This window comes from Streptomyces sp. NPDC107559, assembly GCF_055657365.1.
Map to the genome: position 1 here is coordinate 453,047 of NZ_JBVKBD010000003.1, position 19,060 is coordinate 472,106.

Consider the following 19,060-nt stretch of genomic DNA (forward strand, 5'->3'; position numbering starts at 1 on the left):
CGTGCTGCCTACCGAGCATCGGCTGAGGCGGCGCGAGGACTTCGCGGCCGCGGTACGACGGGGTCGTCGGGCTGGACGCCCGCTCCTCGTCGTCCACCTTCGTAGCGGTGTCACGGACCCGCACGCGCCTGGGGAGAGCGCTCCCCGGACGCGTGCGGGTTTCGTCGTGAGCAAGGCCGTGGGTGGCGCGGTCGTGCGCAACACAGTGAAGCGCAGACTGCGCCATCTGATGCGTGACCGAGTCGCCCTGTTTCCCCCCGGTAGCCTGGTAGTCGTACGAGCGCTGCCCGGAGCGGGCGACGCCGACCATGCACAGCTGGCCCGAGACCTGGACGCCGCAGTTCAGCGGCTGCTGGGAGGGGGCGCGCGATGAAGTACCCGCTGCTGGCTCTGATCAAGCTGTACCAGTGGACGATCAGTCCATTGCTGGGACCGGTCTGCAAGTACTACCCGTCGTGCTCCCACTACGGCTACACGGCCATCGACCGGCACGGCGCGATCAAGGGAACGGCACTCACCGCCTGGCGCATTCTGCGGTGCAACCCGTGGTCGCTCGGTGGCGTGGACCATGTTCCGCCGCGCAAGCGTCCGCGGTGGCACGAACTGCTGCGCAACGCATGGCGCGCACGCAAGGGCGGGACCTCCGCCGCCGAACCGGCCACCGAGGGGCAGGGGATGTCCGACCACCCCTCGAGCCCGGCCGCAGAGACCCCGTCCCATGTCCAAGGAGCATGATTAGTGGACACGATTGCCAGCCTCTTCAGCTTCATCACGACACCCGTTTCCTGGGTCATCGTCCAGTTCCACTCGGTGTACGGGAAGGTCTTCGGCCCCGACACGGGCTGGGCCTGGGGCCTGTCCATCGTGTCCCTGGTGATCCTGATCCGCATCTGTCTGATCCCGCTCTTCGTGAAGCAGATCAAGGCGACCCGGGCCATGCAGACGCTGCAGCCCGAGATGAAGAAGATCCAGGAGCGCTACAAGAACGACAAGCAGCGCCAGTCCGAAGAGATGATGAAGCTGTACAAGGAGACGGGTACCAACCCGCTCTCCTCGTGCCTTCCCATCCTGGCGCAGTCTCCGTTCTTCTTCGCGCTGTACCACGTGCTCAACGGCATCGCGACCGGCACGACGATCGGTGTGATCGACGAGCAGCTGCTCGCCAGCGCCCGTAAGGCCCACATCTTCGGTGCCCCGCTCGCCGCGAAGTTCACCGACAGCGCGTCCGCGGTCTCCCAGCTCGGCGCTGACATCACCAACGTCCGGGTCGTCACCGCGATCATGATCGTTCTGATGTCGGCCTCGCAGTTCTACACGCAGCGCCAGCTGATGACCAAGAACGTCGACACGACGGTCAAGACGCCGTTCATGCAGCAGCAGAAGATGCTGATGTACGTCTTCCCGGTCATGTTCGCCGTCTTCGGCATCAACTTCCCGGTCGGTGTCCTCGTCTACTGGCTGACCACCAACGTGTGGACCATGGGCCAGCAGATGTACGTCATCCACAACAACCCGACCCCGGGTTCGAAGGCCCAGGCCGCGTACCTGGAGCGCCTGCACAAGCACGTCACGAACCACGGCAAGACCCGCAACCGCCGTGAGAAGGCCATCGTCAAGGCCATCGTGTCCAAGGGCCGCGACCGCAACGAGTTCGAGCGGAAGTTCATCAACGGTCTGAGCAAGTCCGGTCTTGCCGCGCAGGCCGACGGCAACGTGACCAAGGCCGAGAGCCAGGTCGCCCTCCAGACCGAGGACGGCGTGTCGACCGCGCCCGTGGCCAAGCGGCAGCAGCCCAAGCGCCAGACCAAGGCGCAGCGTCAGACCGGTACGGCGAAGCCGGCCGGTGATGAGACCGAGCAGCCCACGACGTCGCTGAGCAAGTCCGAGGACGAGCCGCAGGACGAGCCGCAGGACGCCAAGCCCGCTGCCGCCGCGAAGAACCCCGCCGCGAAGCCCGGTACCGGCAACAGCCGCAGCAGGGCCCAGTCCGGTCAGCGCAAGGGTCCGCAGCGCCCCAAGTCCCCGTCCAAGAAGTAAGAAGGAGCCCATCCCGTGACGGAAGGCACCACCTCCGCCGCTGCCGAGGGTGCAGACACCCTGTCCCGCCTGGAGCAGGAGGGTGAGATCGCCGCGGACTACCTCGAGGGTCTGCTGGACATCGCTGATCTCGACGGCGACATCGACATGGACGTCGAGGCCGACCGCGCCTCGGTCTCGATCATCAGCGACGCCGGCGGCCGGGATCTCCAAAAGCTGGTCGGCCGTGACGGCGAGGTGCTCGAGGCTCTTCAGGAACTGACCCGCCTGGCCGTGCACCGGGAGACCGGGGACCGCAGCCGGCTGATGCTGGACATCGCCGGCTACCGCGCGCAGAAGCGTGCCGAGCTCTCCGAGCTCGGGGCCAAGTCCGCGGCCGAGGCGAAGAGCACCGGTGAGCCGGTGAAGCTGAAGGCGATGACCCCGTTCGAGCGCAAGGTCGTGCACGACGCGGTCAAGGCAGCGGGCTTGCGCAGCGAGTCCGAGGGCGAGGAGCCGCAGCGGTTCGTCGTCGTACTGCCCAACTGATTCGGTACGTACATCTCTCCGGCCCCGTCTGTTGCGCAGGCGGGGCCGATCTTTGTCAGCCTGATGGTTCTGGTGGTCGGCGCTCGGAGCGCCGATGCGGTACGGAAGGACGGTCCCCCGTGACGGAGGCAGCGGAGCTCCCCCCTGCGCCCGAACAGGCGCGTGAGGTTTTCGGTGATCGCTTCGAGGATGCGGTCCGGTACGCCGAGCTCCTGGCTGAGGCAGGAGTCCAGCGTGGGCTGATCGGCCCGCGGGAGGTGCCCCGCCTGTGGGAGAGGCATCTGCTGAACTGTGCGGTGCTTTCCGAGGTCGTGCCCGAGGGCGTGACGGTGTGCGACGTCGGTTCGGGCGCGGGTCTGCCCGGTATCCCTCTGGCGCTGGTGCGGGAGGACCTGAAGATCACCCTTCTGGAGCCCCTGCTGCGGCGTACGAACTTCCTGACCGAGGTGGTCGAACTGCTGGGGCTCGACCATGTGACCGTGGTCCGTGGCCGCGCGGAGGAGGTCATGGGCAAGGTTCAGCCGGTGCATGTCGTGACGGCCCGGGCCGTGGCTCCGCTGGACCGGCTGGCCACCTGGGGCATCCCGCTGCTGCGGCCGTACGGGGAGATGCTGGCGCTCAAGGGCGACACCGCGGAGGAGGAGCTCAAGAGCGCGGCCACGGCGCTGAGCAAGCTCGGGGCCGTGGAGACGTCCATCCTGCATGTGGGTGAGGGCGTGGTGGACCCGCTGTCCACGGTGGTCCGGGTCGAGGTCGGGGAGAGCCCTGGCGGCGTACGGTTCGCAGCGAAGCGTGCGAAGGCCGCCCGGACGAGCCGAACGCGGCGTCGTCGCTAGTACTGAAGTCCAGTGTGATGAGTGTCTCCGATCCTTCGTGAGGGTGAGACCTACTCCACACAAGCTTCCCCGTCTACGCAGCCCGGAGTGTCGCGAAGGCCTGGCCGTAACCGCTGTGCATCGTGTTTCACGTGAAACGTCGCTCCCTGCTGCACGGAATCATCAGCCGAGGCCACGCCGCGGCTCAACCTCGCGACCGTAAGCCTCTTGGATCCCGCAGCGAGGCCCCTGCCTCCGGGGCCGAGATCTCCCACGAAGGGGGCACGGAGTTGTCCACAGAGGTGGATTTCTCCACAGAACCCCAGGGCTCACTGGTTCACGACCCCGAAGACATGGGAGGCTCTGTTCATTGCGAGCTTGAAGTCGAGGAGAGTGAATCCTTGCGGTCCGACGCCAACATCGCGGGACCGATGACCGATCCGGTCCCCGGTCCCCGTACCGAGTCGATGGGGGAGGATGTTTCACGTGAAACACCGCCCCCCATGGACGACACACCGATCGGTCGTGCTGCCCAATTGGCGGTGGAGGCGCTCGGCCGCGCCGGCGAGGGTCTGCCACGGCCCCACCAGACCCGTGTCATGGTCGTGGCCAACCAGAAGGGTGGCGTAGGCAAGACGACGACCACCGTCAACCTTGCCGCTTCCCTGGCCCTGCACGGTGGCCGTGTCCTCGTGATCGACCTCGACCCGCAGGGCAACGCTTCCACCGCCCTGGGGATCGACCATCACGCAGAGGTCCCGTCCATCTACGACGTCCTGGTCGACAGTAAGCCCCTGTCCGAGGTCGTCCAGCCCGTCCCGGATGTCGAGGGTCTCTTCTGCGCCCCCGCCACGATCGATCTCGCCGGTGCCGAGATCGAGCTGGTGTCCCTGGTGGCACGCGAGAGCCGCCTTCAGCGGGCGATCCAGGCCTATGAGCAGCCGCTGGACTACATCCTCATCGACTGCCCGCCCTCGCTCGGTCTGCTGACGGTCAACGCGATGGTCGCGGGCCAGGAGGTGCTCATCCCTATCCAGTGCGAGTACTACGCACTGGAGGGTCTGGGACAGCTGCTGCGCAATGTCGACCTGGTACGGGGGCACCTCAACCCCGTCCTGCACGTGTCGACCATCCTGCTCACCATGTACGACGGCCGGACGCGTCTGGCGTCCCAGGTCGCCGAAGAGGTGCGCACCCACTTCGTTGAGGAGGTGCTGCGGACTAGCATTCCTCGCTCGGTCCGTATCTCCGAGGCGCCGAGTTATGGGCAGACGGTGCTGACCTACGATCCAGGATCGAGCGGTGCCCTCTCCTATCTTGAGGCGGCACGAGAAATTGCGCTGAGGGGTGTGGGCGTCCGCTATGACGCGACACACGCCCACATTGGCGCTCAGAGCGACCCGAGCATGGTGGAGGGGATCCAGTGAGTGAGCGACGGAGGGGGCTGGGCCGTGGGCTCGGCGCGCTGATCCCTGCTGCGCCGACGGAGATGACGCCGGCTCCGCCTGCCATAGGGGGAGCCGCTTCCGCGGCTCCTGCACCAGGTCCGGTGCTGACTGCGGACCGCGGTGTGGCCGCGGCCAAGGTGACCACGTTGGCGCCTGTTTCACGTGAAACCGATGATCTGCCGCTGAGTGGCGCTGCGGAGATCCCGGCGCCTCCGATGGGTGCGCACTTCGCCGAGCTCCCGCTCGACTTCATCACGCCGAACCCTCGGCAGCCGCGTGAAGTGTTCGACGAGGACGCCCTTCAGGAGCTGATCACCTCCATCAAGGAGGTCGGGCTCCTTCAGCCGGTCGTCGTGCGTCAGCTGGGTCCCGCGCGCTACGAGCTCATCATGGGCGAGCGGCGCTGGAGGGCCTGCCGTGAGGCTGGGCTCGAGGCGATCCCGGCGATCGTGCGGGCCACGGACGACGAAAAGCTTCTCCTGGACGCGCTCCTGGAGAACCTGCACCGAGCGCAGCTGAATCCGCTGGAAGAGGCTGCGGCCTATGACCAGTTGCTGAAGGACTTCAACTGCACCCACGACCAGTTGGCTGACCGCATCGGCCGGTCCCGCCCTCAGGTCTCCAACACCCTGCGTCTGCTCAAGCTTTCGCCGGCCGTCCAGCGCCGCGTGGCCGCCGGGGTGCTCTCCGCCGGACATGCCCGGGCGCTGCTGTCGGTCGACGACTCGGAGGAGCAGGACCGTCTGGCTCACCGGATCGTGGCCGAGGGTCTCTCGGTGCGCGCCGTCGAGGAGATCGTGACCCTCATGGGGTCGCGGCCGCAGACGGCGCAGCGGTCCAGGAGCCCGCGGGCGGGGGGACGGGTGTCTCCCGCACTGTCCGATCTCGCGACTCGACTCTCGGACCGTTTCGAGACCCGAGTGAAGGTCGACCTGGGGCAGAAGAAGGGCAAGATCACCGTGGAGTTCGCCTCCATGGAGGATCTGGAGCGGATCCTGGGTTCGCTTGCTCCGGGTGAGGGCCCGGTCCTTCAGCAGGATCTTCAGCAGGACGTTCAGCAGGACCTTCAGGCGAGCGAGTCCGCCGAGTCGGAGGACTGAGTCCGCCTGGGTCGGCAGGGCGGTTGAGCCCGTCCGGCCAGTCAGAGCAGGCCGTGTCCGGTGTATGCCGGAACACGGCCTGCTCTTTGCTTTTAGGCGGTATCGACGTAATCGCATCGTGGATACGATGCCAGGGGGTAAGGCGCATCCACCTTTGGCAGCACCTCTGATGGGGAGGCCGGGGCCATGCGAACGATGAGCCGGACCGGACTGGTGAGCGTGACGCTCGGGCTGGGCGCGGTAGGCGGGTTCGTCGGCAGCTTGCTCAGGGAACGGAACGCTCTGGCAGCCGCCCGCGAGGCCGCGGGCGAAGGAAGCGAGGAACAGCCTTCATGGGGCGTCGGCTCGTACCGCTCACGCTGGACAACGTTCAGGACCTTCCCCAGCGCTGTCGCTCGTGTGTCTTTTGGGAACTGGACCCTGTCAGTGGTGAAGCCGCGCTGAAGGCGGGTACGCCCGCCTTGGAGAAGGAGGCCTGGATCTCCGGGGTTCTCCTGGACTGGGGATCGTGCGGTCGGGTCGTCTACGTCGACGATGTGCCGGTGGGCTTCGTGCTCTACGCGCCGCCTGCTTATGTGCCGCGCTCCACGGCCTTTCCCACAAGCCCCGTCTCGTCGGACGCGGTGCAGCTGATGACCGCCTTCATCATGCCTGGTTACCAGGGCCAGGGGTTGGGCCGGGTGATGGTGCAGACGGTCGCCAAGGATCTGTTGCGCCGTGGCTTCAAGGCGATCGAGGCCTTCGGCGACGCCCGCTGGAAAGAGCCTGCCTGCGTGCTTCCGGCCGACCATCTGCTCGCCGTGGGCTTCAAGACGGTCCGCTCGCATCCCACGTATCCGCGTATGCGTCTGGAGCTACGGACGACGCTCTCCTGGAAGGAAGACGTCGAGATGGCGCTGGACCGCTTGCTGGGAGCAGTACAGAAGGAGCCGGCCCTGCGGCCGCTGTAGCGACGGCTGATATGCGAATGGGCCAACCCTTCCGGGTTGGCCCATTCGTGTTTCACGTGAAACATCCGCCGTCGGCTAGACGGCTTCGAACGTCACTCGGCGATGAAGTCCTCAAGGTCGCGGACGATCGCGGCCTTCGGCTTCGCGCCGACGATGGTCTTGGCGACCTCGCCGTTCTGGTAGACGTTCAGGGTCGGGATCGACATGACGCCGTACTTGGCAGCTGTGTCCGGGTTCTCGTCGATGTTGAGCTTGACGACCTCGATCTTCTCGCCGTACTCGGCGGCGATCGCCTCGAGCGAGGGCGCGATCTGGCGGCAGGGACCGCACCAGGCGGCCCAGAAGTCCACCAGGACGGGCTTGTCGCTCTTGAGGACGTCCTCGTCGAAGGAGGCGTCAGTCACGTTCTTCAGAGTGCCGGCCACAGCGGGCTCCTTACTGGTTATGCGTGGGGAGGATGGGGGTCAGACAGAGGTCGTCTCGGGCTCGGCCTGCTCTTCGTCCGCCAGAGCGGCGAGGAAGCGCTCGGCGTCGAGAGCGGCGGAGCAGCCGGTGCCGGCGGCGGTGATCGCCTGACGGTAGGTGTGGTCGACCACGTCACCCGCGGCGAAGACACCCGTCACGTTGGTTCGCGTGGACGGTGCGGCGACCTTGAGGTAGCCCTCGTCGTCGAGGTCGAGCTGGCTCTTGAACAGCTCGGTACGCGGGTCGTGGCCGATCGCGATGAACAGGCCGGTGACCGCCAGGTCGGACAGCTCGCCGGTCTTGAGGTTGCGCAGCTTCAGACCCGCCAGCTTCGGGTCGCCGTGGATCTCGGCGACCTCGCTGTCCCAGACAAACTTGATCTTCGGGTCGGCGAAGGCACGCTCCTGCATCGCCTTGGAGGCGCGCAGGGAGTCGCGGCGATGCACGATCGTCACGGACTTGGCGAACCGGGAGAGGAAGGTCGCCTCCTCCATCGCGGTGTCACCGCCGCCGATCACGGCGATGTCCTGGTCCTTGAAGAAGAACCCGTCACAGGTGGCGCACCAGGAGACTCCGCGGCCGGAGAGAGCGTCCTCGTTGGGCAGACCGAGCTTGCGGTGCTGCGAGCCGGTGGTGACGATGACGGCCTTGGCCTTGTGGATCGTGCCCGAGGTGTCCGTGACGGTCTTGATGTCACCGGTCAGGTCGACGGAGACGACATCGTCCGGAACCAGCTCGGCGCCGAAGCGCTCGGCCTGGGCGCGCATGTTGTCCATGAGCTCGGGGCCCATGATCCCGTCGCGGAAACCGGGGAAGTTCTCCACCTCGGTGGTGTTCATCAGCGCGCCACCCGCGGTGACGGCGCCCTCGAACACCAGCGGCTTCAGCGACGCGCGTGCGGTGTACAGCGCCGCCGTGTAGCCGGCGGGCCCCGAACCGATGATGATCACGTTACGGACGTCGCTCACGACTTGATTCCTCGTCTCTGGACTGCTGCGTCGTACGGCCGGTGGAGACCCTGTCGAGACTCTCACCCCACCCAACGGATCCTAAGGGGCGCGCATTCCCGCTGTGTCCGGGCACACCCGGATGCGTCACCGAACGGGACACCACAGAGGAAGCAGAGAGGCCTGAGGCGCGGTGTGAGCGCTCAGGAGCGCGTGTAGGAGTGGGTGAGCAGCACCTTGGCCGGGGTGGCCGACGGGTGGCTCACACAGGTCGTATCCACGATGTAGACGGTGACCCGTGTGCTGTCGGATGCGTCGGGGAGCACCACGAGGAGCGCGTCCGTCCCCTGGTAGATGCCCAGCTCGGTCGCGAGCGCTGCATCGTTGCGGCCGATGCCCTGCTGGATGCAGGGCGGGACCGTGGGCTGGCGGAGGATCTTCGGTTTCACCGTGCCGGGAGCGGTCTCCGCGCCGAGGCTGTTCGGGGCTTCCGAGCTGCCTGTGCTGTGAGCGAGGAGTGTGGTGACCTGGCCTTCGAGCTGTCCTTCGGAGAAGGTGTCCGCGGCCGTGGACTGATGCCCCTGGGCCGTGTTCCCGGACGAGGTGTTGTTCCAGAGGGAGGACAGCAGCACGGAACCCAATGCCAGGACGGCAGCCGTGCAGGCCACCCCCAGGACGACCACCTTGCGGCGCCCGCGCGCTCGGCTGCTCTTGCGTCCTGGTCCGGTCGAGTCGGTGCGCGCATGGCCCGAGGGGCGGTCCGTGGTGGCCGATGTTTCACGTGAAACATGCGTGCCGTCCCCCACGGGGGAAGCGGGCCGAGGAGAGGCCGTCGGTGCCGGGGAGCCGCCGATGGCGGGTGCCGTGGCGCTAAGGAGCGCTTCGGCGGCGAGAGCCGCGTCGATACGGCCCGCGACCTCGGCCGGCATGCGGGGCGGGCCGGAGGCCGTTCCGAGCAGTTCCCGGATCTCCTCCAAAGAGGCGTGGACATCCGCGCAGAGCTCGCACATGTTCAGATGCCGGCGTACCTGCGTGGTGCGGGACGGTGACAGCAGACCTTCGGTGAGGTCGGAGATCTCCGCGACGTCCGGGTGCCCGGCCATGTCCGTCGTGGATGTCACGCTCGCCCACCTCCGCCCTTCACAGCAGCTGAGTCGCTTGATCCTGGATCACGGGAATCCTTGTCGTGCGATCCCGCTGCCGGTGGGACGGATGTCCCCTCCGTCCGGTTCCGCCCCTGGCTCACCGCGCTGTCGTCACCGGCCTTTTCCGGCCGCAGGTGAGTGAGGAGCGGCAGGAGTCTGGCTCTGCCCCGGGCGCAGCGGCTCTTCACCGTCCCGGTCGGCACGTCGAGGACGCGGGCGGCTTCGGCGACGGGGTAGCCCTGCATGTCGACCAGGACGAGAGCGGCCCGCTGATCGGGCGGGAGCGTCCCCAGAGCTTCCAGGAGCTCACGGTGGAGATCGTTGCGCTCGGCGGGGGCCGAGGCCGATTCGTGCGGCTCCAGCAGCTGTTCCAGGCGCTCGGTGTCGTCGACCGGTGAGGTCTTGCGGGAGGCTGCCTTCCGGGCACGGTCGAGACAGGCGTTCACCGTGATGCGATGCAGCCACGTCGTGACAGCCGACTGGCCGCGGAAGGTGTGGGCGGCCCGGTAAGCGGAGACGAGGGCGTCCTGGACGGCGTCAGCGGCCTCCTCGCGGTCGCCCAGGGTGCGCAGCGCGACCGCCCAGAGACGGTCGCGATGACGCCGTACGAGCTCACCGAAGGCGTCCGGATCCCCCGCTGTATGACGGGTGAGGAGGTCCTGATCGCTTGTGCCGCCGTATGCGGTGCCATCTGCCATCGGACCCCCTCTCCCTCGTCGTCAGCTGTTCACCTTGATGTCTGCCACTCGGCCCCGCCACTCACCGCCGGACTGCGGCAGCTTGGTCAGCCAGACCAGAAGGTAGCGGGACTTGAGCTCCTTGGTGGGGGTGAGGGTCACATTGATGCCCGATCCCGACGCGACCTTGGCATAGGAGTCGAACGTCGTCGGTTCCGAAGTTTCGTCACCGGAAGCGGCTCGGAGTTCCACGGACGTGGCTCCGACGAAGGACACCGTCACCTTTCCGACGTCCTGGACCTTGTTGAGATCGAGGATGATGCCGACGCCGGACTTCAGGTTGCCGAATTCCGAGCCCAGGTAGTAATCGGTCTGCCAGTACGTGCTGGGCGAGCTGTCGTAGGCCTTGCTTATGTCGCGGGGCTTTTCCGACTGGTCGCCGAACGGGTCGAAGTCGCGGGCGCCGACGATGGCGATCGGCTTGGAGGCCGGCTTGGGCGACTCTGTGGTCTTGTCGCCGTCGTCCGTCGTCTGGGTGGTGTCGTCGGGCGAGTTGCCCTGGTCCATCAGGGCGTCGGCCAACTGCCAGCTGCCCAGGCCGAGAGCGGCGATCAGAAGCGCCGAGACGGCCCACTTCAGAACCTTGCCGGTGCGGCTCTGCAACGGCGGCGGCGGGGTCGGCGGCAGCTGCTGGGTGACCCCCGGATGCGCTGCAGGGCGCCCGTAGGTGCCCTGCTGGTACGTCGTGCGCTGATACTCCGGCGGCCCGGCGAACGCGGGCTCCGGCGGACGGATGCGGGGCATCTCGCCGATCGCCTTCACCAGCTCTTCGGGCGTCGTGCACGCGGCCTCGTGGCGGGAGGCCGTGGCACCGTCGTTGGCGAGCGCGCGCATGGCGAGCTCGGACAGGCCGCGGTGGATATTGGCGCGCACCTGATCGGGCGCGATGAGGCCGATGTCCTTGGGCAGGCCGGACAGGCCGTAGGCGTCGTTCTCGTACGGCCAGCGCTGGGTGAGGGCCGCGTACAGCAGGGCGCCGATCGCCTCGGTGTCGGTGCGCTGCGGGGTGTCGGAACTGATGCCGCGCAGCGCGGCGTTCACAGCGAGGCCACGGATGCGCCACTGGCCGGTGGAGGCGCGCAGCACCGCGTTGGGGTTCAGCCGCAGATGCGCGAGACCCTCACGGTGGGCCGCGGCCATGGCCCCGGCGATCTGGCTGACCATCTGGTAGGCGTCGTGCGGCTCCAGCGGGCCGGCGGACAGCAGTGCGGTCAGCTCGGTCGCGTCGGGCAGCCACTCGTGGACGACGTAGACGAGGTCGTTCTCCTCGACGGCGTCCAGCACCTGCACGAACCGGGGATCACCCAGCAGCGCGGAGGAACGGGCGGCGGCCAGTACCGACCGGGCTCGCGTATGGTCCGCCGGCAGGATGTGGACGCCGACGGCGCGACGAAGTTTCTCGTCGACCGCGCGCCAACTGCTGAATCCGTCCAGACGGGTGACGCACTCTTCGAGGCGGTAGCGCCTGGCGAGTTTGTGGCCGCTGTGCAGTTCGGGCGGTGAGGCCTTCTCGGGACTCTCGGTCCCGCCACTCCCCTGTGCCTCGTCGATGTCCGTGTCCCGCTCCCGGTTCTGGGCCACCCCGTCGGCCGTGGACTGGTCCGCCTGCGCGGCCGGCAGCTTGTCGCCGCCGTTGTCTGCCACGTCGACGGCAGCCGTACTACGTTCTGCCACCGTCGTCCCTGCCTCCCCATCCATTGCGCGCCCTACGACGTCGAATCCAATTGTGCCCACAGTCCGCTGCTATGCACGACACACGATGGCGCACGATGGTTGTGCGCCTACCCCCACCTCAGCGCCCCAGGCGCCCGCGCACCATGCCGACGAGGGAGTTGAGTTCCTCGATGCGCATGCGGCGGGCCGCCAGGTAGAAGACGCCGAGCAGAACGACACCGCCGACCAGCAGCGCGGCGAAGGAACCCGCGGCTCCCTGGCCGAGCGTCTGCGCGATGCCGTAACAGGCCGCTCCCGCCATGAGGGCGGCCGGTACCGAGGCGATGCACAGCCGCGCGTAGGTGCGCAGCACGTGCGTGCCGTCCAGGTCGCCGCCCAGACGCTTGCGCAGCCGGCGCCAGGCGATGCCCACGCCGATGGCGTAGGCGAGGCCGTATGCGGCGGCCATGCCGACCACGGCCCAGCGCGCCGGGACCAGGAAGTAGCACAGCAGCGAGGCACTCGCGTTGACCGCGGCCACGATGACCGTGTTGTAGAAGGGGGTCCTGGTGTCTTCGTAGGCGTAGAAGGCGCGCAGGACCACGTACTGCACGGAGTAGGGGATCAGGCCGAGGCCGAAGGCCATCAGCATGAAGCCCATGTTGGTGGCCTCGCTGGTGCCCGAGGAGCCGAAGATCAGCGTGCACATCGGGATGCCGAGGGCGAGGAAGCCGAAGGCGATGGGCACGATCGCGACGGCCGTGGTGCGCAGACCCTGGGAGATGTCGTCGCGGACGGCGCCGCCGTCCCCCTCGGCCGCCGAGCGGGAGATCCGCGGCAGCAGCGCGGCCATCAGCGAGACGGTGATGATGGCCTGCGGCAGGCCCCAGATCAGCTGGGCGTTGGCATAGGCGGCGAAACCGGTGCCCGCGACGCCGGAGTCCTTGCCGGCGGCGGTGGACAGCTGGGTGACGACCATGGCGCCCGCCTGGTTGGCGAGGACGAACAGCACCGTCCACTTGGCGAGCATCGCGGCCTTGCCGAGGCCGTGGCCCTTCCAGTCGAAGCGCAGCCGCAGCCGGAAGCCGGTCTCCCGCAGGTAAGGGATCATCGCGAGGGCCTGGACGACGAGGCCGAGCAGGACACCGATGCCGAGCAGTCGCTGGCCCTCCGGCGGGATGTTGCCCGCCGTCATCCCGGAGCTGCCCGCGGTGCCGTAGACCCAGATGAACATGCCGAGGGTCACGATGATGACGATGTTGTTCAGGACCGGGGTCCACATCATCGCGCCGAACCGGCCACGTGCGTTGAGGATCTGCCCCATCACCACGTGCACGCCCATGAAGAAGATCGAGGGCAGGAAGTATCGGGTGAAGGTGACGGCGACGTCATTGGCCGCGGGGTCGTTGGCGACCGGGATCGAGAGCATGCGGACCAGGAGCGGTGCGGCGAACATCGCCAGCGCGGTGAGCGCGCCGAGTGCCACCATCACCAGGGTCAGCAGCCGGTTGGCGAAGGCCTCGCCGCCGTCCTCGTCCTCCTTCATCGCCCGCACGAGCTGCGGGACGAAGACCGAGTTGAGGCCACCGCCGACGGTCAGGATGTAGATCATCGTCGGCAGCTGGTAGGCGACCTGGAAGGAGTCGCCGAGAAGGCCGAGACCGAGGGCGGAGACGATCAGCGCGGAGCGGACGAAGCCGGTGAGGCGCGAGACCATCGTGCCCGCGGCCATGACGGCGCTCGACTTCAGCAGGCCCGAGGCCCGCCCGCCCTTCTTCGCGGCGGGAGCCGGCGCGGCAGACTCGGCCGCGGGAGGCGCCGGCGGTGCCTGGTGGGGCCCCACGGGCCCCTGAGCCGCCACCGTGGGGGTGGCGGGTCCGGACACGGCCATGGCGTCCGTCTGCGGGCGCACGGAGCCCTGTTGCTGGTCCTGGAAGAGGTGGGCGAAGGCGTCCGTCTCGTGACGCTCCTCACCGGCCTGGGTCACCAGGTCGTCGACGCCCACGAACTGGGTGGTACGCGGGTCCTCGCCGAACGGCAGGTACTGGGTCGGGCCGGCCGGCTCCGGCGCGGGGGTCTGGGCCCAGACCCGCGGGTCGGGGGCGTACGGCGACTGCTGCGGCCGGCCGTACAGCGGCTGCTGCGGCTCGTACGTGCCCGGCGGCGGCGGAGGGTGCGCGGCACGGTCGTAGAGCGCCTCGGCGACCGGGTCCTGGGCGGAGAGGTCCTGTGCCCGGTAGGGGTCCTGGTCGTAGGCGTCCTGGAGGTACATGTCCGCCGGGTGCTGCGGCGGCACCTGGCCATGCTCGGGCGGCGGGCCCTCGGGGTGGCCCGAGCCGCCCGCGGCCTGGCCGCGGTCACCGTCGTACGGCGCGTTCATGGATTACCCCACCTCATCGTCCCGGGCCCACCGGCCACGACATCCTCAACGGTCCACTCTCTCACCCGTGCCGGACGGGTCTGTGCTTTCCGCTGCGGTGTCCGGTGTCGGGTCACTCTGCTGCTCCGGGTCGTCTGCCCCGGACCGGCTGCCGGACTCTTCCTCAAGACGGCTGCGGGGCCCCTCGGTGTTCAGCGGGCCTTCGGCCGGTTCGCCGGCCTCGTCATTCTCGTCGTCCTCGTCGGGGCCGTTCTCCTGGCCCTCCCGGGCCGCCGCGCGCTTGCGCTGGGTGTACATGCGGAACCCGGCCAGGACCAGAAGCAGCACGCCACCGCCGATGACCAGCATCACCGTCGCGGTGATCTCGGTGACCTTCACGTCGAAGGTCACCGGTGCGCCGTACGCCTGGCCGTCCTGCGTGTACAGCTGGGCGATCACCGTCGTCTGGCCGTTGACGTTGGCGGACGTGGGGAACTTCACCGTCTGGCTGTGCCCGCCGGAGACCGCGATGGGCTGCTCGGAGTAGGGCTTGCCGCCGATCTTGAGCCGGGTCGAGTTGGTCGAGGTGAGCCGCAGCACCAGATGGTCGACGCCCTGCACCAGGTTGTTCTGCACGGTCACGGGGATGGTGGCGCTGCGCCCGGAGAGTTTGGTGTCGGACTTGTCGATCAGCTTGACCTGGACGGTGAGCGTGTCGAGGTAGGCCTCGACGTCCTGGCGGAACGTGCTCGCCTCGACCGGCCGGCCACGCCACGACGTGGACATCTCACGGTTCAGCGCCCGGCCGAACGGGGTCACCACACGGGACCTGTCGGAGAGGATCACCTGGAAGTTGTCGAGCGTGTCCTGCGTGGCGGCGATCTGCGCGAAGGCCGACCGCGGCAGTTCCTTCCTGCGCAGCGAGGAGGGGTACTTCGACGCCGAGGGGATCTTGGTGGTGGCGTCCGGGTCCGGCTTGGCCTTGGCGGCCGCCGTGAGCTCCTGCGACTGGGACCAGCTCCCGCTCTGCAGGGCGCTCAGGGCCGCGGCCATCGCCTGCGCCTGGCTGCCGGACGGGATGCGCTGCGGTGCCACGACGATGCTGCGCTGTTTGTCGGTCTGGAGGTCGAGCGCGAGGCTCTGGGCCAGGAACCGCTGTACGGCGAGCGTGGAGTCCGAGGCCTTCGTCAGGTCGCCCTGGAACGCCTTGGACAGCCTCGAGTCCGCGACCACCGCCGTGGTGCCGCCGCCGAGGGGGCGGGCGGCCGAGGGGGTGTAGGACAGGCCGCCAGTCTCCACCAGGCTGTCGCTGCGTGCGATCACCTTGTCGGCCCCCGCGGAGGTGGCGACCTTGACGATCGACGGGTCGACGGCACCGTCGACGGGCCAGGCGAAGTCTGTGTTCGGCGTCACATGGAGAATCGGCTCCACCGTGTTGGCGACCACGTCGGAGGCCGCCTTGAGGTGGCTGAGCGAGCCGGTGACGCTCGTGCCGTTGTGGGCGAGAGCCGCAAGGTCGGGGTCGGCGAAGGGCAGGGCGACGACGTCCTTGTCCACCACCGCCTTCTGAAGCTCGGCCAGCCATGCCTTGGCGATCGCCTGGTGGGTGCCCGCCGTGGTGGTGTCCTCGGGGCCCCGCACCCGGTAGCTGCGGGTCATGGCGTCGACGGAGGCGAGCAGGTCCGGGTCGATCACCCAGGTGACGTCCAGGCTCTTGCCCAGGGACAGCAACTGGTCGAGACGGCCGCCCGGGGAGATCTCCTGGGCCAGGTCGTCGTTGAGGAACACCGGCGTCTGCTGCTCGTTCGAGCCGGTCTCCGCCGTCATGTGGACGGTCGAGATCAGCGGCCAGAGCACCGTTGTCTTCGTCTTCGTGTCCGCCTCGTCCGGCTGCCACGGCAGGAACGTCCGCTGGATGCCCAGCACCTGCTCCCACGGCTGTGCGGCCGTCTGCCCGGAGAGGGAGACACCGAGCGGGTAGATGCCGTCCTTGCCGAGGTCCAGCTTGTCGACCGGTACGGAGATGCTGAAGTGCTGCGCGACACCCGGAGCGAGCTCGGGGAACTCCTGCTCGTACGAGCCGCCGACCTCCGAGCCGTCCGCGCCGGAGTAACCGGTGCGGACGGCGGTGTTGTCGATCGCCGAGCGGGTGGTCAGCACGGAACCGACCCGCAGGCCCACATGGGCGTCGCTGACCGCCTGCTTGCCGTTGTTCGTCACCGTGCCGGAGACGGTCACGGTGTCCCCGTCGGTCGGCACGGACGGGGTGAGCGTGTCGACGGAGACGGACACGGTGCGGGAGCCGGAGGCCTCCCGGGCGGAGTCTTGGCTCGCGGCCTGCGCGGAGACGGCAGCGGGCAGCTGGAGCAGACCGGCCAGCAGCGGTGCCCCGGCGAGCAGTGCTCCGGTGCGCCGCAGCAACCGGCGGGCAGGTGAGGGACTCGTCCCCTGGAAGTCTGCCGCCTCGGCCACGCGCTCGCCCGTCCCTCGTCGTCGTCAGTGGTCGTTGGAATGTGCGTCCACGCATGGTAACGATGTGCGCTGAGGGGAAGTGCCGCGGACTGCACTACAAGATCGGGGATCGCCGGTGCACCGGACCCCTATCTGCCGATATGAAGAGAACCTTCGATCTAGGTTCACAAAGGCGCACTCTGCGAGCGTATCGGCTGGGATGTCTGTGCGTGATTAATGCGGACGCCCCCGGCCGCCCCGGCCACGTACCCTCTTCTGTTGTGCCGAACGCCAACGAAGACACCTCCAGTGCCCTGAGCCAGGGGCAGCGCCACGCGGTCAGTGAACTGCTGCGGGTCGCTCCTGTCGCCGACGAGCTCGCCCACCGTTTCCAGGAGGCCGGGTTCTCCCTCGCCCTGGTCGGCGGGTCGGTCCGGGACGCGCTGCTCGGTCGGCTCGGCAACGATCTGGACTTCACGACCGACGCCCGTCCCGAGGACGTACTGAAGATCGTCCGGCCCTGGGCGGACGCCCTGTGGGAGGTCGGGATCGCGTTCGGCACGGTCGGGGTCCAGAAGGACGGCTACCAGATCGAGGTGACCACCTACCGCTCCGAGGCGTACGACCGGACCTCGCGCAAGCCCGAGGTCTCCTACGGCGACTCCATCGAGGAGGATCTCGTCCGCCGTGACTTCACGGTGAACGCGATGGCCGTGGCGCTGCCGGCGAAGGAGTTCATCGATCCGCACGGTGGCCGTGCGGACCTCGCGGCCCGCGTGCTGCATACCCCGGGCACTCCGCAGGACTCCTTCTCCGACGACCCGCTGCGGATGATGCGGGCCGCGCGCTTCGCGGCCCAGCTCGACTTCGAGGTCGCCCCCGAGGTCGTCGCCGCGATGAAGGAGATGGCCGGCCGGATCGAGATCGTCTCGGCGGAGCGGGTGCGGGAGGAGCTGAACAAGCTGATCCTGTCCGCGCACCCGCGCAAGGGGCTGAGCCTGCTCGTCGACACGGGCCTGGCCGATCATGTGCTTCCCGAGCTTCCCGCGCTGCGTCTGGAGAGCGACGAGCACCACCGGCACAAGGATGTCTACGAGCACACCCTGATCGTCCTGGAGCAGGCGATCGAGCTGGAGGCGGACAGTCCCGACCTCACCCTCCGGCTGGCCGCGCTGCTGCACGACATCGGCAAGCCGCGTACGCGGCGCTTCGAGACGGACGGCCGGGTCTCGTTCCACCATCACGAAGTGGTCGGGGCGAAGATGACCAAGAAACGCATGACCGCGCTCAAGTACTCCAACGAGCTGGTGAAGGACGTCTCACGGCTGGTTGAACTCCATCTGCGCTTCCACGGCTACGGCACCGGGGAGTGGACGGACTCGGCCGTCCGCCGTTATGTCCGGGACGCCGGCCCCCTGCTCGATCGCCTGCACAAGCTGACCCGCTCGGACTGCACCACGCGGAACAAGCGCCGGGCGGCCGCGCTGTCGCGGGCCTATGACGGCCTGGAGGAGCGGATCGTCCAGCTGAAGGAGCAGGAGGAGCTGGACTCCATCCGGCCCGACCTCGACGGCAACCAGATCATGGAGATCCTGGGTGTGGGTCCCGGTCCTGCCGTCGGGCATGCGTACAAGCATCTTCTGGAGCTTCGGCTGGAGCACGGGCCGATGGAGTTCGACGCGGCGGTGGCAGCACTCAAGGAGTGGTGGGCCGAGCAGAGCTGACAGCGCGCGGAGCGTCGGCAGAGGTGACGGTGCGCGGAACGGGGGCATGTTTCACGTGAAACATGCCCCCGTGTCCCTATGAGGCAGGGGCGGTGTTTCACGTGAAACACCGCCCCTGCCTTTTGCCCCCCGAGTGCCTTACTTGACTTCGCTCAGGCAGAGAACGACGTCGTGGCCGTTGCCGTACTGGACGTAGGAGATCGTCGCCTCCGTGACGGCGTCGCACTTCTTCTCGTCACTGGAGCCGTCGAATATTTTGACGACCTTGTACTGGGCGCCACTGGAGGAGCAGTCGACCTCGTTGAGGTCCGCGTTGTTGTCCGTGCCGTCGTTGTGCATACAGGCGCCCACCGAGGTGGTCTCGGCGTCGGTCTCGCTGGCCCAGAAGCCGATGCCGAACTTGATGAGACCGATGATGACGGCGACGACGATCACGCCGACTATGCGCAGGGCCTTCTTGCCGGCGCTCTTGGCCGGAGCGGCCGGAGGGGGAACCGGAGCGCCATCCTGGTTGGGGAACGGAGCGTAGGGAGCCCCCTGCGGCGGGACGGGCTGCTGCCCCGCGGGCGGGGGAGGAGTCTGGGCGTACGGGTTCTGGCCCGGCGGCGGCGGAGTTGTCACGGGTGAAGCCCCCCTGGAACATGGGTGTTCTGAACATGAAGTAAGACCCAGGTAAGTTACCGGGCCCCACTGGTGACTTT

Annotated in this window: 17 protein-coding genes; 9 read left to right on the top strand and 8 right to left on the bottom strand. The window is 68.2% G+C overall.

Annotated elements, in window-relative coordinates; genetic code table 11:
• Position 1: 1 nt before the first annotated feature.
• From rnpA to ACZ7OY_RS13495, 8 genes are all read left to right on the top strand, one after another.
• A complete protein-coding gene (gene rnpA, locus ACZ7OY_RS13460) occupies positions 2-373 on the top strand; it encodes a ribonuclease P protein component (protein ID WP_351609121.1) in 372 nt (123 codons plus the stop codon).
• Positions 370-735 carry a membrane protein insertion efficiency factor YidD gene (gene yidD / locus ACZ7OY_RS13465; protein WP_351609118.1) on the top strand — a complete coding sequence of 122 codons (366 nt, stop codon included), beginning with the start codon at positions 370-372 and terminating at the stop codon, positions 733-735. The genes rnpA and yidD overlap by 4 nt, the downstream gene beginning before the upstream one ends.
• A 3-nt stretch (positions 736-738) precedes the next feature.
• Entirely contained in the window at positions 739-2,037 is a 1,299-nt protein-coding gene (yidC, locus tag ACZ7OY_RS13470; RefSeq protein WP_471911525.1) for a membrane protein insertase YidC, read from the top strand.
• A 15-nt stretch (positions 2,038-2,052) separates the two neighbouring features.
• Positions 2,053-2,565 (top strand): Jag family protein, encoded by a 513-nt coding sequence (locus tag ACZ7OY_RS13475; protein WP_351609112.1) that lies wholly within the window; start codon positions 2,053-2,055, stop codon positions 2,563-2,565.
• A 119-nt stretch (positions 2,566-2,684) separates the two neighbouring features.
• Entirely contained in the window at positions 2,685-3,401 is a 717-nt protein-coding gene (gene rsmG, locus ACZ7OY_RS13480; RefSeq protein WP_471911526.1) for a 16S rRNA (guanine(527)-N(7))-methyltransferase RsmG, read from the top strand.
• 332 nt (positions 3,402-3,733) lie between these two features.
• On the top strand, positions 3,734-4,807 hold the full coding sequence (locus tag ACZ7OY_RS13485; RefSeq protein ID WP_471911682.1) for a ParA family protein: 1,074 nt from the start codon (positions 3,734-3,736) through the stop codon (positions 4,805-4,807).
• The gene (locus ACZ7OY_RS13490; protein WP_471911527.1) at positions 4,804-5,928 is read left to right on the top strand and encodes a ParB/RepB/Spo0J family partition protein; all 1,125 of its coding nucleotides are present in this window, start codon (positions 4,804-4,806) and stop codon (positions 5,926-5,928) included. Before ACZ7OY_RS13485 ends, ACZ7OY_RS13490 begins: the two co-directional genes overlap by 4 nt.
• A gap of 332 nt (positions 5,929-6,260) precedes the next feature.
• Positions 6,261-6,878, top strand: a complete 618-nt coding sequence (locus tag ACZ7OY_RS13495) for a GNAT family N-acetyltransferase (protein WP_471911528.1) — start codon at positions 6,261-6,263, stop codon at positions 6,876-6,878.
• 92 nt (positions 6,879-6,970) lie between these two features.
• Here ACZ7OY_RS13495 and trxA read toward each other — a convergent pair whose 3' ends face one another.
• The 7 genes from trxA to ACZ7OY_RS13530 all read right to left on the bottom strand — a co-directional run bounded on the left by trxA (position 6,971) and on the right by ACZ7OY_RS13530 (position 16,656).
• The gene (gene trxA, locus ACZ7OY_RS13500) at positions 6,971-7,303 is read right to left on the bottom strand and encodes a thioredoxin (protein ID WP_162468644.1); all 333 of its coding nucleotides are present in this window, start codon (positions 7,301-7,303) and stop codon (positions 6,971-6,973) included.
• A 39-nt stretch (positions 7,304-7,342) separates the two neighbouring features.
• Positions 7,343-8,311, bottom strand: coding sequence for a thioredoxin-disulfide reductase (gene trxB / locus ACZ7OY_RS13505; RefSeq protein ID WP_471911529.1), 969 nt, complete (start codon positions 8,309-8,311; stop codon positions 7,343-7,345).
• A 182-nt stretch (positions 8,312-8,493) separates the two neighbouring features.
• The gene (locus ACZ7OY_RS13510) at positions 8,494-9,411 is read right to left on the bottom strand and encodes an anti-sigma factor family protein (RefSeq protein WP_471911530.1); all 918 of its coding nucleotides are present in this window, start codon (positions 9,409-9,411) and stop codon (positions 8,494-8,496) included.
• The gene (gene sigM / locus ACZ7OY_RS13515) at positions 9,408-10,133 is read right to left on the bottom strand and encodes an RNA polymerase sigma factor SigM (protein WP_471911531.1); all 726 of its coding nucleotides are present in this window, start codon (positions 10,131-10,133) and stop codon (positions 9,408-9,410) included. The genes ACZ7OY_RS13510 and sigM overlap by 4 nt, the downstream gene beginning before the upstream one ends.
• Before the next feature lie 21 nt (positions 10,134-10,154).
• Entirely contained in the window at positions 10,155-11,846 is a 1,692-nt protein-coding gene (locus ACZ7OY_RS13520; RefSeq protein WP_471911532.1) for a protein kinase family protein, read from the bottom strand.
• A gap of 118 nt (positions 11,847-11,964) precedes the next feature.
• Positions 11,965-14,205, bottom strand: a complete 2,241-nt coding sequence (gene murJ / locus ACZ7OY_RS13525) for a murein biosynthesis integral membrane protein MurJ (protein WP_471911533.1) — start codon at positions 14,203-14,205, stop codon at positions 11,965-11,967.
• 45 nt (positions 14,206-14,250) lie between these two features.
• Positions 14,251-16,656 (bottom strand): DUF6049 family protein, encoded by a 2,406-nt coding sequence (locus ACZ7OY_RS13530; RefSeq protein ID WP_471911534.1) that lies wholly within the window; start codon positions 16,654-16,656, stop codon positions 14,251-14,253.
• Between the two features lie 260 nt (positions 16,657-16,916).
• Here ACZ7OY_RS13530 and ACZ7OY_RS13535 point away from each other — a divergent pair, with 260 nt between their 5' ends.
• Positions 16,917-18,359, top strand: coding sequence for a CCA tRNA nucleotidyltransferase (locus tag ACZ7OY_RS13535; RefSeq protein WP_471911535.1), 1,443 nt, complete (start codon positions 16,917-16,919; stop codon positions 18,357-18,359).
• Between the two features lie 138 nt (positions 18,360-18,497).
• Here ACZ7OY_RS13535 and ACZ7OY_RS13540 read toward each other — a convergent pair whose 3' ends face one another.
• Positions 18,498-18,980: an LppU/SCO3897 family protein gene (locus ACZ7OY_RS13540; RefSeq protein ID WP_471911536.1), complete on the bottom strand. Its 483-nt coding sequence runs from the start codon at positions 18,978-18,980 to the stop codon at positions 18,498-18,500.
• Between the last annotated feature and the right edge of the window lie 80 nt (positions 18,981-19,060).